14 protein-coding genes are annotated in these 17340 nt (G+C 68.3%); 10 read left to right on the top strand and 4 right to left on the bottom strand.

The window, feature by feature from the left end:
* The first annotated feature begins 164 nt into the window (after window positions 1-164).
* Together NR101_RS00795 and NR101_RS00790 are read left to right on the top strand one after the other, a co-directional pair.
* A complete protein-coding gene (locus NR101_RS00795; protein WP_256774219.1) occupies window positions 165-4748 on the top strand; it encodes a YadA-like family protein in 4584 nt (1527 codons plus the stop codon).
* Between the two features lie 96 nt (window positions 4749-4844).
* Complete coding sequence (locus NR101_RS00790; RefSeq protein WP_256774220.1) at window positions 4845-5708, top strand: OmpA family protein; 864 nt, start codon at window positions 4845-4847, stop codon at window positions 5706-5708.
* A gap of 195 nt (window positions 5709-5903) precedes the next feature.
* Here NR101_RS00790 and NR101_RS00785 read toward each other — a convergent pair whose 3' ends face one another.
* Together NR101_RS00785 and NR101_RS00780 are read right to left on the bottom strand one after the other, a co-directional pair.
* Window positions 5904-6500, bottom strand: coding sequence for a fasciclin domain-containing protein (locus NR101_RS00785; protein WP_256774221.1), 597 nt, complete (start codon window positions 6498-6500; stop codon window positions 5904-5906).
* Window positions 6501-6615: 115 nt separating this feature from the next.
* Window positions 6616-7011: an OsmC family protein gene (locus NR101_RS00780; protein ID WP_256774222.1), complete on the bottom strand. Its 396-nt coding sequence runs from the start codon at window positions 7009-7011 to the stop codon at window positions 6616-6618.
* A 137-nt stretch (window positions 7012-7148) separates the two neighbouring features.
* Here NR101_RS00780 and NR101_RS00775 point away from each other — a divergent pair, with 137 nt between their 5' ends.
* Entirely contained in the window at window positions 7149-7694 is a 546-nt protein-coding gene (locus NR101_RS00775; protein ID WP_256774223.1) for a DUF4136 domain-containing protein, read from the top strand.
* A 23-nt stretch (window positions 7695-7717) separates the two neighbouring features.
* Here NR101_RS00775 and NR101_RS00770 read toward each other — a convergent pair whose 3' ends face one another.
* Together NR101_RS00770 and NR101_RS00765 are read right to left on the bottom strand one after the other, a co-directional pair.
* Window positions 7718-9604, bottom strand: a complete 1887-nt coding sequence (locus NR101_RS00770) for a DUF885 domain-containing protein (RefSeq protein WP_256774224.1) — start codon at window positions 9602-9604, stop codon at window positions 7718-7720.
* A gap of 152 nt (window positions 9605-9756) precedes the next feature.
* On the bottom strand, window positions 9757-11544 hold the full coding sequence (locus NR101_RS00765; RefSeq protein WP_256774225.1) for an FAD-binding oxidoreductase: 1788 nt from the start codon (window positions 11542-11544) through the stop codon (window positions 9757-9759).
* A 189-nt stretch (window positions 11545-11733) separates the two neighbouring features.
* On the opposite strand from NR101_RS00765, the gene NR101_RS00760 reads away from it, so the two are divergent.
* From NR101_RS00760 to NR101_RS00730, 7 genes are all read left to right on the top strand, one after another.
* The gene (locus tag NR101_RS00760; protein WP_256774226.1) at window positions 11734-12276 is read left to right on the top strand and encodes a hypothetical protein; all 543 of its coding nucleotides are present in this window, start codon (window positions 11734-11736) and stop codon (window positions 12274-12276) included.
* A gap of 34 nt (window positions 12277-12310) precedes the next feature.
* Window positions 12311-13798, top strand: coding sequence for a serine hydrolase domain-containing protein (locus NR101_RS00755; protein ID WP_256774227.1), 1488 nt, complete (start codon window positions 12311-12313; stop codon window positions 13796-13798).
* A 71-nt stretch (window positions 13799-13869) separates the two neighbouring features.
* Window positions 13870-14382 carry a hypothetical protein gene (locus NR101_RS00750; protein WP_256774228.1) on the top strand — a complete coding sequence of 171 codons (513 nt, stop codon included), beginning with the start codon at window positions 13870-13872 and terminating at the stop codon, window positions 14380-14382.
* 13 nt (window positions 14383-14395) lie between these two features.
* Window positions 14396-15001: a hypothetical protein gene (locus NR101_RS00745; RefSeq protein WP_256774229.1), complete on the top strand. Its 606-nt coding sequence runs from the start codon at window positions 14396-14398 to the stop codon at window positions 14999-15001.
* Entirely contained in the window at window positions 14913-15317 is a 405-nt protein-coding gene (locus NR101_RS00740; RefSeq protein ID WP_256774230.1) for a prolyl oligopeptidase family serine peptidase, read from the top strand. The genes NR101_RS00745 and NR101_RS00740 overlap by 89 nt, the downstream gene beginning before the upstream one ends.
* Window positions 15318-15379: 62 nt before the next feature.
* Complete coding sequence (locus tag NR101_RS00735) at window positions 15380-15796, top strand: DUF2231 domain-containing protein (protein ID WP_256774231.1); 417 nt, start codon at window positions 15380-15382, stop codon at window positions 15794-15796.
* On the top strand, window positions 15793-17109 hold the full coding sequence (locus tag NR101_RS00730; RefSeq protein WP_256774232.1) for a sorbosone dehydrogenase family protein: 1317 nt from the start codon (window positions 15793-15795) through the stop codon (window positions 17107-17109). The genes NR101_RS00735 and NR101_RS00730 overlap by 4 nt, the downstream gene beginning before the upstream one ends.
* Window positions 17110-17340 lie beyond the last annotated feature (231 nt).

Genomic DNA, 17340 nt, shown 5'->3' with positions numbered 1-17340 from the left:
AATTGCGCATGCCGCTGCCGGTTATCGTTCTTGTCTTGCCGGAACGCACGCATGTGCTGCCGGAATGAAGTGCCCCGCCGATGACGTGGCGACTGTAATGACATCCAAGTGCCGCAAGGCATGGCTGATGCAGTCCACATCGTCCGTACACGGGGGAATACCTGATGAACCGTATTTTTCGACTGGTCTGGAGCCACCGGCTGAATGCCCTGGTGGTCGTCTCCGAAGTGGCCACCTCACGCGGCAGCCTGGTGGCCGGCCCCGTCGTGGTGCATCTGAAGGTCCCGCTCTCACTGCTGTCGATGGGCCTGGCACTGGCCCTGTGCAGCGGCACGGCACTGGCCGGTGAAAGCCAGACCCGCAGCGACCTGGATGCCCTGACGGCCAAATACGCGCCGCTGCCGGTCAAGGTGGATGCGGACACCGCGCTGGCAGCGGTGGTGCGTACCCGCGACAGCTCCCCCGCGCTCAGCGCCGATGCCAATGTCAATCTGAACCTGGGACTCGGCAAGGCCGCCGGTGGGGCGAACGCGCTGTTGGGTGTGCAGGTTGGCAGCAGCGTGCAGGCGGCACTGCCGCGGCAGGTCGGCGTGCCGGGCGCGACGGCGACCGCCGCGACCGCGCTGGGGGTTTCGGTCGGCGGCACGCCGGTCCTGAAGCTCGACAACGGCGTCCACGCGGCGGTGGCGGTGGCACCGAAGGCGTCGGTGCAGGCGAAGTCGGCACTGACCACGAGCGCTACCGTGGACACGCTGAAGCTGGAGGGCGCAGCGAGCGGTGGTGCGGCCGCGACGGTCGACGCCGGTACAGGTCATGCGCTGGCCGCGCAGGTCGATGGCAAGGCGAACGTGGACGCGAGCGCGGCGATCGGCGCCCGCGAAACCGTCAGCGCTGGGGTGGACGACGCGGTCAACGCGACCCTGGTGACCGGCGTCGCCGGTGGCGTGAAGGTGGATGCGCTGGCGCATGCGGTGGTCGATGCCGACCGCAACCAGAAACTGGTGGATGCCAACGCGGGCCTGATGCAGACCAGCGCGTTGACGCTGTCGCCGACCGCAGCCTCCGGCGGTCTCCTCGGCGGGGTGGGCGACCTGCTCGGCGGCGTCGGCAACACGGTGGGCAATGTCGTGGGCGGGGTCACCGACACGCTCGGCAACGTCGTCGGCGGTGTCAGCAATACCGTCGGCAATGTGGTCGGTGGCGTGGGCAACACGGTCGGCAACATCGTCGGCGGCGTAGGCGGGGTGATCTTCCCGGCGCCGACCTCGCTGCCGCCGGGGCATCCCAAGGCACCGGCACCGGCCGATCCCAATGCCGGGCTGATCATCGGCACCGGCGGCCTGGTGGGCTCGCTGTCCACGCTGGTCGGCCCGACCGCGCAGGGCCTGCTTGGGGGCGATGGCTACGTGCGCAACGGCAACCTGGCCGTCAACAGCGCCAATGTCATGCAGACCTATTCGGTGACCAACGTACTGGGTCTGCCGGTGGTGAACCTGACCCCGGCCGGCACGCTGCTGAACGGGCTGGGCGGGGCCGCCACCGGTGGCAGCTCGCACCTGACCCTGATCGGCGGTGTCACCTCCGACAGCTACATCTACAACATCAACAACGGCAATCCCAACGGCCTGCTCGGCCTGTTGCTGCCCGACCAGGCCCCGGGCTGGTCCAACAAGTGCGTGGACCTGCTGGTGGCCAGCATCGATTGCTGGGCGGTCAACGCCGCGCAGGACTACCAGGTGCTGGTCGGCGACGGCGCTTATGCCAATGGCTCGCGCGAAGTGGTGATCGGTGCGAATGCGCGCCACGAGCTGGCGCAGGTGGATGCCAACGTGGCCTTCCCCGGGGCAGGGCAGAACGATCCGAACGACCCCACCGGCGTGCCCACCGCCGACTATGCCGCGCGTATGGGCCACTCGGTGGTGGTCGGCGACAGCGCCAAGGGCACGGCCAACGGCCAGGTGCTGCTGGGCGCGGAGGCGACCTCCACCCAGGCCAACAGCGTGGCGCTGGGCTACCGCACGGTGGCCAACCGCGGCGCGCAGGCCAGTTACAGCGCGTATGGCCTGAACACGCCGCAGATCTCCGCAGGCGAAGTCTCCGTCGGTTTTGCCGGGGGCGAGCGCCAGATCACCAACGTGGCGGCCGGCAGCCTGGCCACCGACGCGGTCAACGTCGGCCAGTTGCAGGGTGCGATCAACCAGATCGATGCGCTGGACGGTTTCGCGGTGACCTATGACGATGACGGCGCCGGTGGCGCCAACTACCGCCGCATCACGCTCGGCGGCGGCACCGGTACCACCACGCTGGGCAACCTGGCCCCGGGCGCGATCGGAGTGGCCAGTACCGAAGCGGTCAACGGCGCGCAGCTGTTCTCCAGCAACCAGGCGATCGTCGACTACTTCGGCGGGCTGACCGCGTTCGACCCGGCCACCGGCGCCTGGACCGCGCCGAGCTTTGCGATCACCACCGTGTCCAACGGCGGCGCGATCGCCCAGGGCGTGTACGACAACGCCACCGACGCGTTCTCGGCGGTGGATGGTTCGCTGGTGAACCTCAACAGCCAGATCACCGACATCCGCAATGGGATCGGCAGCAAGTACCTCAAGGTCAATTCGATCGGGCTGGCCGCGGCTGCGGTCGGGCTGGACAGCATCGCGGTGGGGACGGGCGCCTCGGCGACGGCCGCCAACGCCATCGCCGTCGGTGCCGGTGCCGTGGCCGACCGCGACGGTACGGTGTCCGTGGGCGCAGTGGGCAGTGAGCGCCAGGTGGTGAACGTCGCCGCCGGTACGCTGGCCACCGACGCGGCCAACATGGGCCAGTTGCAGGCATCCGAGCAGGGCGCACTGCGCTATGACGAAAACCCCGACGGCAGCGTCAATTACGCCAGTGCCACGCTCGGCAATGGCACCGGGACCACCCGTCTGGGCAATCTCAGCGCCGGTGCGGTGACCGCAGTAAGCACCGAGGCCATCAACGGCGCGCAGCTGTTCAATGCCAGCCAGGCGTTGGCCACGCATCTGGGCGGCGGTGCGGCGGTGGACGTCAACGGCGTGCTCAGCGCGCCCACCTACACGATCAACTCGGTGTCCAGCACGGGCCAGGTGACGGCGGGTGACTATAGCGATGTGGGTACGGCCTTCGACGCGGTCAGCCAGTCGCTGGCCAATGTCGCCGACCAGAGCGACGCGGTGGACAAGCTGGCGGTGAAATACGACGTCGATGGCGCCGGCAACGCCACCGACACGGTCACCCTGACCGGCACCGGCGGCGGTGCGGCGGTGGCGCTGACCAACCTGGCCGACGGCAACCTGCTCGCCGGCAGCCGCGATGCGGTGACCGGCAACCAGCTGTTCCAGACCAACAACGCGTTCATCGGCTACTTCGGCGGCACCACCAGCTTCGATCCCGCCACCAACCTGTGGACCGCGCCGACCTTCAGCATCTCCTCCATCGCCACCGATGGCAGCGTGCTGAGCAACGACTACAGCAACGTCACTGTTGCCTTTGCCGCCGTCGACGATTCGCTGGTCAGCCTCAACACCCGCATCAACCAGATCCAGCCGGGCGCGGCCAACCCGTTCGTGCAGGTCAACTCGACCAAGACCGCTGCCAGCGCCAGCGGCGCCAACAGCATCGCCATCGGTCCGGTGGCCTCGGCCAGCGGCAGTGGCAGCACCGCGATCGGCGACGGCGCCAGCGCCAGTGCCGACAACAGCGTCGCGCTGGGCGCCGGCTCGGTGGCCAGCGTGGGCGCGCAGAGCGGCTACACCGCTGCGTATGGCGCGGCCGGTGGCAGCAACTCGGCAGGTGAAGTGGCGGTGGGCAGCACCGGTGGCGAACGCAAGGTGACCCACGTGGCCGATGGCTCTGACCGCTACGACGCGGTCAACGTCGGCCAGCTGCAGAACGGCGTGACCTACGCCATCGACCAGTCCAAGGCCTACACCGACACGCAGATCAACAACATCAACAACGGCACCTCGGGCATGTTCCAGGTCAACAACAGCAACAACCTGGCCGCGCCGGCGGCGACCGGTGCCAACGCGGCCGCCGGTGGCGTCGGCTCGACCGCCGCCGGGGCCAACAGCACCGCATTGGGCAATGGTGCCAGCGCGCAGGCCAGCAACACGGTGGCGCTGGGCGCGGGATCGGTGGCCGATCGTGACAACACGGTCTCGGTCGGCAGCGCCGGTGCCGAGCGCCAGATCACCCACGTCGGCGATGGCAGCGCCGCCACCGACGCGGTCAACGTGCGCCAGCTGCAGGCCTCGCAGCAGGGCACGATCCGCTACGACACCACCGTCAACGGCGCCACCAACCTCAACAGCGTCACCTTGGGCAGCACCAGCACCGGGCCGACCACCGTGCGCAACGTCGCCGCCGGTACCGCCGGCACCGATGCGGTCAACGTGGACCAGCTGCGTGCGGGGATGAACCAGAGCCTGGACTGGTCCAAGGCCTATACCGACGAGCGCTTCGATTCGTTCGACCGCAACCTGCGCCGCACCGATGACCGTGCCTCGGCCGGCGTTGCCGCCGCGATGGCGGTGGCCGGGTTGCCGCAGCCCTATGAAGCCGGCCGCAGCATGGCCGCGGTCGCGGCGGGCAGCTACAACGGCGAATCGGGCGTGGCGGTGGGCATCTCGGGAGTGTCCGAAGGCGGTCGGTGGATCTACAAGGTGGCCGGTACCACCAACAGCCGCGGCGAAGGCGGTGTCTCGGTCGGCGCCGGCATCCAGTGGTGATGCCGGAATCGCGAGCACTCTGCAGTGATCGTTCCCGGTGACCGCCGTCGGCGGCGCCGGGGATTCCAGCGCGACTCCGCGCACAAGGGGGAATCCATGTCCGCAGCATCCAACACCCATGACCCGGCGCCGTTGCTGCGCTCGCTGTCACTGTGCCTGGCGGTGCTGCTGTTCAGCGCCTGCGCCAGCGGCGGCAGGCACAAGCAGCTGGTCTCCGCCGAAGCGATGCCCGGCACGCAGGACGGCGAGGTGGCCTTCCCCGATCCGGGGCGCGCCACGCTCAAGGAAGGCCTGTTCGTCGACCTGGACAACCTGCGCCTGTTCGCGCGCGGGATGAGCAAGCGCCAGCTCCACACGCTGTTGGGCACGCCGCATTTCGGCGAAGGAATGTGGGGCGTGCGCGAGTGGAACTATCTCTTCAACTTCCGCAGCACGCCGGGCGGGGACTACTTCACCTGCCAGTTCCAGGTGCACTTCGACAGCAAGGGCATCGCCCAGGCCGGCTACTGGAAGCCGCAGGCCTGCGCCGCGTTGCTGCAACCGCCGGCACCCCCGCCGCCGCCGCCGCGTCCGGCACCGATGCCGGCCGACCCGGTGCGGCTATCGGCCGATGCGTTGTTCGGTTTTGATAGTGCGGTGCTGACCGATGTGGGTCGGCGTAGCGTGGAAGGATTGCTGCAGCAGGTGCGCAGCGCCAGCCAGACCCAGACCATCCAGGTGCTGGGCTACACCGATCGCATTGGCAGCGACAGCTACAACCTGCTGCTGTCGCAACGGCGTGCAGATGCGGTTCGCGACGCGTTGGTGCAGGGCGGGGTGCCCGCCGCGGCGATCATTGCCGAAGGACGCGGCAAGTCCGACCCATTGGTGCAGTGCATGCAGGGCGACCGCCAGGCGGTGATCGCCTGCCTGGCGCCGAATCGCCGTGTGGAAATTTCTGGTCTGGCGCAGCCCCGCTGAGCCGTTGCGCGGCAGGTGGCCGCGCGTCCTCCCCCGTCTGGCTCCGGATGGATGCGGTTGGTCCGCATCGATCGGAGCGGCTTTTGACCTGGCTCGTCGCCCCCGCGGGATGTCTCCCCCGTCATCGCACTGGGGCGGCGGGCCAGGTCACCCTCTGGATGAACCTGCCCGAGCCCCCGTGCCGTTGCGTGACGGTTACGGCATCAGCACCTTGTCGATCACGTGGATCACGCCGTTGCTCTGACGCACATCGGCGATGGTGACGTGTGCGGTGTTGCCCTTGCTGTCGGTGACGGTGATGCCCTTGCCGACCTGGCGTGCGGTCAACGCTTCACCCTGCACGGTGGTCAACGACGCCTTGCCGCCGCCCTGCTTGATCTTGGCCAGCAGCGCGGTGCTGTCCACGTTACCCGGCACCACGTGATAGGTCAGTACCTTGGTCAGGTCGGCCTTCTTTTCCGGCTTCAGCAGCCCCTCGACGGTGCCCTTGGGCAGTGCGGCGAAGGCGGCGTTGGTCGGGGCGAACACGGTGAACGGGCCCGGACCCTTCAGGGTTTCCACCAGTCCAGCGGCCTTCACTGCGGCGACCAGCGTGGTGTGGTCCTTGGAATTGACGGCGTTATCGATGATGTCCTTGTTGGCATACATCGCTGCGCCACCGACCATCGGATTGGCGGATTTGGCCGCCATGCTGGTGGCGGGCTTGGCCATCGGCGCCTGCGCGAACGCGAGCGGGGCGGCGGCGGTGGAAAGGCAGGCAAGCAGGAGCAGACCGGTGAACGAGGTTTTCATGTGCTTCTTCCCGACAGTGGCGTCCAAGTGACGCATGGGTATCTACGCGGGGAGCGACGCACCGGATGCAGTGCCACGCACATTCTTTTTTGTGTGACGGGCAGGTGAGGGCGCTTCAGCCCTCACCACGCGCACTGGTGATGGAGGCGCCTTCGCGCATCACCAGGGTCACCGGGGTCTTTTCGACCACCTCCAGCAGGCGCTGCCACTGCGCATCACTGAGTGTCGCGCTCGCATGCAGGATGCGATGCACCACCAGCTTGCCGGCCGCATCGCGCGCGGACGACAGCTCGGCGCGGAACTCGCCCAGCGCCCAGCCTTTCTTTTCCGCATACATGCGCAGGGTGATCGCGGTGCACGCCGATAGCGCGGCCAGGTACAGATCGAATGGCGCCATGCCGGCGCCCTGGCCGCCGAGCGTGGTCGGCTCATCGGCGATCAGCTCATGGGCACCACTGTGGATGCGGTGGCGGTAGTTGCTGCCGTCGGAAACGATCTGGACCTGTGCCATGCGGGATGCCTGCCGGGAGCGGTGAGAGGCGCAGGATGGCATGCGCACGGCTCACGATGCCATCACGGCCCTGCTCGCATCGTCAGGCCGTTGCGACCGGTGTGAACCGTATCCTTTTCACCAAGGGAGCCTGCGTCATGAAAGCGTTCGCCATTGCCGTCCTGGCCAGTTCACTGGTCGCCTGCGCGTCTACGCCGACGGTCAACACCGACTACGACAGTGCCGCTGCCTTCGCCTCCTACACAACCTACTCGTGGGCGATCAAGCCCCAGGCCAGCTCACCGCTGGTGCAGCAGCGCGTGGTGGCCGGCATCAATGCCCGTCTGCAGGCCAAGGGCCTGCGCGAAACACCGCAGGGCGGTGACATCGCCCTCGCCGCGCACATCATGACGACGCAGCGGCAGACGTTGGACACGTTCTACACCGGCAGTGGCATGGGCGGTTGGGGCTGGCGCGGGGGCTGGGGCGGCGGCATGGGCAATGCGACCACCACCGTGCGCACCTATCAGGTAGGCACGCTGGTGGTAGACATGTTCGATACCCGCACCCAGCAGGCGGTGTGGCGCGGCACCGCCAGCGGCACCGTGCCCACTTCGCCGGCGAAGGTCAACGCGGCGATCGAAACCGGCCTGGACAAACTCTTTGCCGCCTATCCGCCAGGGGCGACGGCCCCGCGTCGATGACGGCGCGGTGGTCGGCCGCCGGACTACGGCGCCCGTTTGGGATCGCCGCCACCGGCGGCGATCCAGGCATCCACCGCCTGCGCCACCACGGTCATCGGCATCGCGCCGTTGCCGAGGATCAGATCGTGGAAGGCGCGGATGTCGAAGCGGTCGCCGAGTTGCGTACGCGCTTTCTCGCGCAGCGCAAGTAGCCGCAGCTGGCCCATCTTGTAGGACGAGGCCTGGCCCGGCTGGACCAGGTAACGGTTGATCTCCACGCGTACATCGCCGGGCGTCATGCCGGTCTTGTCCTGCAGGTAGGTGGCCGCCTGTTCGGGCGTCCAGCGCTTGCGGTGCAGGCCGGTATCCACCACCAGCCGCACCGAGCGGAACATTTCCGCCTGCAGGCGGCCCAGGTCGCCGGCCGGGTCATCCTTGTAGATCCCGGTCTCGGCCATCAGCTGCTCGGCATACAGCGCCCAGCCCTCGCTGAAGGCGCTGGGATTGAGGCTGCGGCGCAGCAGCGGCAGGTCGGTCAGCGTCTGTCCGATCGAAATCTGGAAGTGATGGCCCGGCGCGCCCTCGTGGTAGGTGAGGGTAGGGATGCTCCAGCGCGTGTTGGAGTCGATGTCGCCCAGGTTGATGAAGAACGTGCCCGGCCGCGAGCCGTCCATCGCCGGTGGGTAGTAGTAGCCGCCCGGCGAGGTCTTCTGCATGTGCGTCGGCACCGGCTGTACCACCAGCTTCTGCGGCGGCAGATGGCCGAACCAGCGCGGCAGGATCGGGTCCAGGTCACGCAGCCGCTGCTCGATGTCGCCCAGCAGTTCCCTGCGGCCGGCATCGCTGTCGGCGTACCGGTAACGCGGATCGTCGCGCAGCTGCTGCACGCGCGCGGCCACGCTGCCCTCGCGCAGGCCGAGCTGGGTCAGCCGCGCATCCATCGCCTTTTCCACGCGCGCCACTTCATCCAGGCCGATCTGGTGGATCGCATCGGCGTCCAGGTCGGTGCTGGTGTACCAGCGCAGCGCTGCATCGTAGTAGGCCTTGCCCTGCGGCAGCGCCCACACGCCCTTGTTGCCCAGGTGCCTGGCCTGCAGCGCCTGCACATCGGCCAGCAGACGCTGGTAGCCGGGGTTCACCGAGGTCTGCACGGCCATGCTGGCCTGCGCGAGCAGTTCGGCACGCCGCGCCGGTGCGATCGCCGCCACTTTCTCCAGTTTGCGTTGCAGCGACTGCACCCACAGGCTGTCCTTGGGCGCGGGCGCCAGCAGCGTGCGGAACTGCTCGGCCGCGCCCTGCAGCGCCACCTCCGGCGGCACCACGCCCTGCGCGGCCTGCATGTCCACGTTGGCGCGCACCTGGTCCAGCTTGGGGGCCATCGCCTGCAGCCGCGCGATGTAGCTGCGGGCGCTGGCCTCGTCGGTGACCGCGTGCTGGTTGTCCATGAACTGCGGCAGGTTCACCGGCAGGCTGAACAACTGGTCCACCGCGTAGGTGCTGCCGCCTACCGGCAGCCACGCGGCCGCCCACGGCACCGCCATCAGATCGATCTGGGCTTGGTAGAACCAGCGCGCCAGGCCGTCGCTGAGCTGTTGCTGCGGATCCAGTGGGGCGCCGTGCCAGTCCTTGATCGCGGCGAGGTTGTCGGCCAGGAAGCGCCGGTTGACCTCACGCTGGGCCAGCGACACATCGGTGAGCTGGCGGGAGAAGTCGGCACCGTCGCCGCTGATGCCCAGCATCGTGCGCAGTTCCGGATCGGCATTGATGGCGGCCATGGTCTGTACGTCGAGCAGGCCATTGAAGGAAACGGCAGCAGGTGTACCGGCAATGGTGGGGGCCTGTGCCTGCGCGGCCGGCACGGTCAACGCGAGAGGTGAGGCCAGGGCGACGGACAGCAGCAGGGGCAGGGTGGCAGGCTTGTGCGCAAACACGGGCTATCTCCGGTGGCGGGCGGTGTGCGCGCAGGCTACGCCAGGCGCGCAGGCCGCGCATCTGCGACGGGTCACGCGGTCGCCGGGGCGGGCGGGCGCACATTGCCGTGCTACGACCCGCCCCGCCATACATGCGCGCTTTATCGGCACCGTCAACCCGCGCGTCGCTCGAAACCATCGCTGCTCCATGCCTCGCTGCCCACGCCGTGATGGATCACGAACAGGCCGTCCGGATCGTAACGGCGCTTGGCTGCCAGCAGGCGCGGGTAGTGTGGCCCCCAGAACGCCTGCTGCCAGTCTTTCTGGAAGTAGTCACACTCGGACACATAGGTGGGCGCCTGCGGCGCCACCGCGCCCAGGGCTGTGTAGGCGCGGCTTACCCGTAGCGCGCCATGGCGCGCCTCCGGCGCGTTCACCGCCCCGCCGCAGCCGGGGTACACCGGGCCGCCGGCGTTGCCGATCAGCGCCAGTGCGAAGGCATCCAGCACCGCCGGATGGGTGGCGGTGGCAGCGCTGGCGGCGAGGGCATCGGCCGGTGCGCCGAACAGGCCCTTGTTGCAGTGCAGGCCCACGTCCATGTGTTCGGCCGCTGCGCAAAGCGCGTCGGCGGCGTTCTCTATGCGGTCCTCGCCAAGCAATGCCGAGGGCAGCCATGCCGAGGCGTAGCCGTGCAGGAACCAGCCCACCTGGCCCTGGTCGCCCTTCCACAGCATGTGCGTGGGCGGCGCGCCGTCGCGGGTGTCTTCGGCGATGATCTGCGGTGCGTGCTGGCGGAAGAAATCGGCATTCCAGAAATCCCGCGCCGGCATTGCCAGTGCCTGCAGCGGCTCTCTGACGGTGTAGTCCGCACGCGCCTGGATCCACGCCAGCAGCGGCTGCCAGGTTGCTTCGGCCGTCTCGCGGTCCAGCCCCTGGAACACCATCGAGATGGACAGCACGCGCTCGCCGCCGAAAGTGATCTGCTCCCCCCAGTGCGGATTGCACAGGGCGTCGCGGTAGAACCGCAGCACCTGCGCGGCCAGCGCGCGCCATGCCGTTTCGGTGCCGGCCTGCACCTTGAGCGAGATTCCGCCGAAGGTGCGCGGCAGCGCATGGGTCTTGAGGGTCATGCGGGTGATGATGCCGAAGCTGGCCGCGCAGCCGCCCTTCAACGCCCAGAACAGCTCCGGTTCGTGGTCGGCGTTGACCACGCGGACCTCGCCGTCGGCGGTCACTACCTCCGCTTCCAGCAGGCTGGCGGCGGCCGTTCCGAACGCCTTGGAGAAACTGCCGAAGCCACCGCCGGTGACCAGGCCGGTGACCCCCACCGAGGTGCAGCCACCGCCCTGCACGTAGCGCCCGCCCTGGGTGGTGACCGCATCGTAGGCATCGATCCACATCGCCCCGGCGCCCACGCTCACCGCCGGCTGGGGCGCGGTGCCCGGCCGCGCGCCCTGCGGCACGAAGGCATCATGCAACTGCACCTGCTTCATCGCCCGGGTCCAGACCAGCAGCGAATCCGGCGCGCAGGAGGTGCCGTGATAGCTGTGGCCACCGCCCTTGACCACCAGCCGCAGCCGGTGCCGCCGCGCGAAGTTGACCGCGGCGGCAACGTCGGCACTGTCGCGGGCGGCCACCATCTGCGCGCTGGGGACCGAACGCCACGCTCCGAAGTAGCCGCTGGTCTGGGTCAGCCCGGGCTGGTCGCCGATGTAGAACGGATTCTGGATCTGCGCCATGCCCTCGGCACGGGTGGTCGCATCGCCGAGGAACGGCGACTGCGGCACCGACAGCCGCCCGCCGACGGCGCGCGACAGCTGCTCCCAATCGGTGGCGGCCGGCCAGCCCACGCCGCCGGGACGCGCCCGGGCCCATGCGTTGGCCGGCGCGGCAGCGGCTTTCAGCACCAGCGGCAACAAGGGCAGGGCCAGGCTGGCCTTGAGGCAGTCGCGTCGTTTCATCGGGGGCATTCCTTCGGTCGTGGCCAGTGGCGATGGCAGCCACTGTGCGCGGCGAAAGGCCCGCCGTCATTGGCGTGGGGATGAAGGCAGGGACAAAGGGATGAGTGGTGGCCAGGGAGGGACGGGGCTCGGGTATGCTGTGGGGCGCAGCGCGGGGAAGGCGTTGCGCCACCTACCGACGGATGACCGATGGCTATCGCTTTGATCGCGTTGCTGCTGATGGAGCTTGTTCTCCAGATGGCCTGGAATCGCCTGTACTTCGTCTGGGGGATCACCCTGTTCGACCGGCGCATCGCCGCCCCGGCCGACGCCCGGGCGCGGCTGACACCGGGCAGCCTGGAGCGAGACCTGGCGACCGGGCAGGGGGCGACGCTGGCGTTCCATCGATTCCCCGATGGTCTGGTCGCGTTCCGCGGCAGCTTCGGGTTCGCCCAGCGCCGCTACTATCCGCTGATGCGCGGCCTGATCATGGTCGATGCCGAGCGCAACCAGGTGCGCGTGCTGGGGCTGTGCAGCTGGTTCCCGGTGGCGTTTGTGCTCGCGCTGGTGCCCATCATCGCGCTGCGGCCAAGCGCTGCACCGTTGCTGCTGCTGCCGGTGATTTTCGTGATCGGCTATGTGATCCAGAAAAAGCAGTTCCTTGCCGTGGTGGAGGCCATACGCGCGCAGCTGGATGACACGCCCATGGACGTGATCATGGCCGAGCGGCTGCAAGCGCGAGGGCGCCACTGATGCGCCGCTTGCACGCCCTCCCGGCGCACAGGATATGAAACCCATCTCGACTGTACTGGGCGCGCTGTTGCTGACGCTCACTGCCTGCGCCGGGGTTGACACGCGCGCCGCCGCGTCAGCGGAGCCGGCGGATGTCCAGGCGCGCATCGACCGTGTCGAGCGCGGCCTGTCCACGCCGGTGACGGTCAAGGGCGTGCCCCCGGTGAGCTGGTCGCTGCGCGAGCGCATGGCCTTCCATCACGTCCCGGCGGTGAGCATCGCGCTGGTCAACCACGGCAAGGTCGAGTGGGTCCGGGCGTACGGGGTGCTGGACGCCGCCACCGCCCGGCCTGCAAGCCCGGCCACGCTGTTCCAGGCCGGTTCGGTCAGCAAGGCCGTCACGGCGATGGGCGCATTGCATCTGGTCGAGCAGCACGCGTTGTCGCTCGATGCGCCGGCCAACGATGCCCTGCGTGCGTGGAAGATTCCCGACAACACATTCACCCGCACCGCCCCGGTCACGCTGCGGCGGCTGCTCAACCACTCGGCGGGGATGACAGTGCACGGTTTCCACGGCTACGCGCCGGGGCAGGCGATTCCGTCGCTGCTGCAGGTGCTTGATGGAGCACCGCCAGCGAACTCCGACCCGATCCGGGTGGACGTCACCCCAGGCACGCGGTGGCGGTATTCGGGCGGCGGCTTCAGCGTGGTGCAGTTGATGATGACCGAAGCGGGCAAGGCGCCGTTCGACCCGCTGATGCAACGCACGGTGCTTGGGCCGCTCGGCATGCGCGACAGCACGTATGCGCTGACCCTTCCGCCAGCGCGGCAGGAGCGGGCGGCGACGGGGCACCGCAGCGATGGCAGCGCCGTTCCCGGGCATTGGCAGATCTATCCCGAGTCCGCAGCGGCAGGCCTGTGGACCACCGCAGCGGACCTGGCCAGGATCGTGATCGAGGTGCAGCAGGCGCAGGGCGGGCAGTCGGGCAAGGTGTTGTCCAGCGCCATGACCGCTACGCTGCTGACCCGTGGCCTGGGCGAATACGGGCTGGGCTTCTACGTCGAACCGCTCGGGGCAGGGACCAGTTTCAGCCATAGCGGCGGCACAGACGGCTTCCGCGCGCAACTGTATGGCTACAGCCATACCGGGCAGGGCGTGGTGGTGTTGACCAACAGCGACAACGGCGCGGCGCTGATCGCCGAGCTGCTCGGCAGCATTTCGGCCGAGTACGGCTGGCCCGAGTTCGGCCGGATCGAAAAGACCGCGCTGGCCCCGGATGCGGCCCTCAACGCGGCGGCCGCCGGCGCCTATACGCTGGAGGATCAACCGGCCGCCATCATTGCCGAGGGGGATCGCCTCTACTTCCAGAGCGATCTGTTCGGTGCGCAGCGCATGGAACTGTTTGCCGAATCGCGTACGCGCTTCTTCATGACCGCACAGGACATGAGCGTGGTGTTCAAGCGCGGCGAGGACGGTCGGGTTGACGGCTTCGACCTGCTGCGTGGCGCGAACACCTATGTGGGTACGCGCCATCGGCCGTGACCGACGGTATCGCAGCTGCGTAGAATTGGCTGCTGACCTTACCGTTGCCGCGTGCAGAGGACGCCGGGTACATGAATCGTTCCGTACGCGATGGCGAGCGTCGCACCCGCCTTGCCGCAGCGATGCACGCCGCCGGCTGCACCCAACCCAAGGATTGGGTGCGCAGTGAGCTGGGCGAGGACATTCCCCAGTTCGCCCGTTTCCTCATGCTTCGTGACGTGCACCGGCTTGCCGATGCGGTGGATGACACCTTGACCGAGGCCCTGTACGACCAGCCCGAGCTGCAGCACACGCTGGATGCGTTGCGTGCCGCGGTGCCGTCGGCATCGCTGCACGCCTTGCTGCTGGCCTATGGCAAGGCACTGGGCAACGGTTTCGTGATGGCCCTGGATCAGGGGCCTGCCGCGCCGGAAGAAGGCATGCCCGGATGGCAGCTAATGGAAACCGATGCCGACGGCGCGCCGACCGGACGCCGGGTGGAAGGCCTGCACGAGGACTATCTGGATTTCGACACGTCCTACGAGCGCCTGTCCGTCCATGGGTATCTGCCATCGTCCTCAAAGCTCGAGGATGGCGATGCGTAGGACGCTGGTGGGCGTGCTGTTTTCCCTGATGTCGTTGGTCGCAGCCGCAGCCGTTGCGGGCGAGGGGCCGGGCTGGGTGCCGCCTGCAGGATCGGAGCAGGTGCCGCTGTGGCCCAATGGCGCGCCGGACCGGCCGCAGGCACGGTCCGCGCCCGAATCGGTATCCACGGTCAGGACGAAGACCGGTCACGACTATCTGGCCATCGCCAACGTGAGCGAGCCGACCATCACGGTGCTGCCGCCCAAGGGCGCCAACACCGGTGCGGCGATCCTGGTTTTCCCCGGTGGGGGTTTCAGCATCCTGGCGATGGACATCGAAGGCACCGAGATCTGCGACTGGGTCACCGCGCGGGGCATGACCTGCGTGCTGCTCAAATATCGCGTGCCGGGCGGCAACCATTACTGGAACAAGGCCTGCAACTGCCACATCACCCCACCGGTGCCGTTCGCGCTGCAGGACGCGCAGCGGGCGATCCGGATGGTGCGTGCCCGCGCGCCCGGGTTGGGCGTGGACCCCCCACAGGATCGGTGTGATCGGGTTCTCGGCAGGTGGCTATCTGGTCGCGCAGACCAGCAACATCCTCCAGCCTGCTTACCGGGCGGTCGATGCGGTGGATGAGATAAGCAGTCGCCCGGACTTCGCCATCGCCCTGTATCCAGGGCACCTGTGCCGCGCAGGGGACACGCTGGACCCCGGCCTGCCTGTCACCGATCAGGCGCCGCCGACCTTCCTGCTGCAGGCCTGGGACGATCCTGTCGACAGCATCTGCAACAGCACGGTCTATGCGCGCGCGCTCGACGCGGCCGGCGTGCCCACCGAGGTGCATCTGTTCGCCAAGGGTGGGCACGCATTCGGCGTGCGCCCTACCGGGCATCCGGTATCGTCATGGCCGGCGCTGGTAGGGAACTGGCTCAAGGAAATTCAGGTGCTCTAGCCTCACATCCTTCATCACGCGCAGGTGGCACCATCGACCGACCCCTATTTTCGGAGGCTGCCGTGAACTCAACCGTCGTCCTGGCCCGCCCTTGGGCCATCCATCCCTTCCACGCCGCCGTGCTGGGCGGCGTACTGCCGCTGTTCCTTGGCGCGCTGCTGGCCGACTACGCCTACTGGGCCACGTACCAGCCGCAGTGGAGCAATTTCGCCGCGTGGCTGCTGGTCGGCGCGATGGTGATGGCCACGCTGGCGCTGGTCTGTGGCATCGTCGGGCTGGTTCGTGGCCGTCGCAACCTTGGCTATGCCGTCGTCCTGGCGGTCACCTGGGGCGTTGGCTTCGTCAACTGCCTGCAGCACGCCCGCGATGCGTGGGCGGTGATGCCGGCCGGGTTGGTCCTGTCGGTGATCGGCACCGTGCTGGCCTTGGTGGCGACGTGGATCGGGTTTTCCAGCCTGCGCGTGGGAGGTGCACGATGAACCGTCAGATGATCAGAGGGGTATCGGTATCGGTGTTGGCGGCGGCATTGGCTGCCTGCGGCGGCCAGGCGCCCCAGCTCCATCAGATCGGGGGTACGCCCGAGTTGCCCGAGCCGCACCGTGGGCTGATGCCGGACATGACCATCGCCACGCCGTCCGCCTGGGGCGACCGGATGCCGACCGTGCCCAAGGGCTACCGCATCGCCGCGATCGCCACCGATCTGGCCATTCCGCGCCAGACCCTGGTGCTGCCCAACGGCGACATCCTGGTGGCCGAAGGCCGTGGCGGCAACGAACCGGCGCTCAAGCCCAAGGACGTGATCGCCGGGAAGATAAAGGCCAAGGGCACCACGCCGGTCAAGGGCGGCAACCGTCTGACCCTGCTGCGCGACGCCGATGGTGACGGTGTGTATGAGATCAAGACCGTGTTTGCCGACAAACTCAACGCGCCCTATGGCCTGGCGCTGATCGGCAGCGCCCTGTATGTGGCCAATCAGGACGCGCTGGTGCGTTTTGACTACCAGGCCGGGCAGACCAAGGCCGGCGCAGCGCCGGTGAAGGTCACCGACCTGCCGGCGGCGATCAACCACCACTGGACCAAGTCGCTGGCCGCCAGCGCCGACGGCCGCTATCTCTACGTTGGCATCGGCTCCAACAGCAACATCACCGAACGCGGCCTGGACGTTGAAATCGATCGCGCGCAGGTCTGGCAGATCGACGCGGCGAGCGGCGCACATAAAACGTTTGCCACTGGCCTGCGCAATCCCACCGCGCTGGCGATCCAGCCCGGCACCGGCGCGCTGTGGGCGGTAGTCAACGAGCGCGACGAAATCGGCCCCAACCTGGTGCCCGATTACCTCACCTCGGTACGCGAAGGCGCATTTTACGGCTGGCCGTACAGCTACTGGGGCAAGAACGTGGATCGCCGCGTGATGCCGCAGAACCCGAAGAAAGTGGCCTCGGCCATCGCACCGGACTACGCGCTGGGATCGCACGTGGCCGCACTCGGCGTGTCGTTCTCCGCCCCGGCGATGGGCGCGACGTTCGCCGATGGCGCCTTTGTCGGTGAGCACGGCAGCTGGAACCGCGACCCGCCGGCCGGCTACAAGGTGGTCTTCGTTCCCTTCAGCAATGGCCGTCCGGCCGGCGATCCCATCGATTTCGCCACCGGCTTCCGTGGCGATGACGGCAAGACGCGGGGCCGCCCGGTCGGGGTCACCGTTGATCCGCGTGGTGCGCTGATCATTGCCGATGACCTGTCCAACACCATCTGGCGGGTGACACCGGCAGCAGGGGCGGCAGCGCCGAACTGAACCTGACAGGATGTCGATGCGTCAATGTGCACGCATTGACGCGGCGTTGCCACAATTGGCGTAAATTGCTGACCGAATTGCGACGGGCGCTGTAGCGCCCGTCGCCTCATGTCCGCGTGCCTGCAACGCCTTCGCTCAAGATCCGGTGCCTCAATGTTGTCTGCCCCCTCATTCCCAGTGGTGCGCACGTGCGCGGTGTTGGCGTCGTCATCGGAGCGCTGCGCGTGAGCG

The sequence above is a fragment of the Stenotrophomonas sp. Ste86 genome, assembly GCF_024519465.1.
In the GTDB taxonomy this organism is placed as follows: domain Bacteria; phylum Pseudomonadota; class Gammaproteobacteria; order Xanthomonadales; family Xanthomonadaceae; genus Stenotrophomonas.
This window is presented reverse-complemented; position numbering and strand designations above follow the sequence as displayed.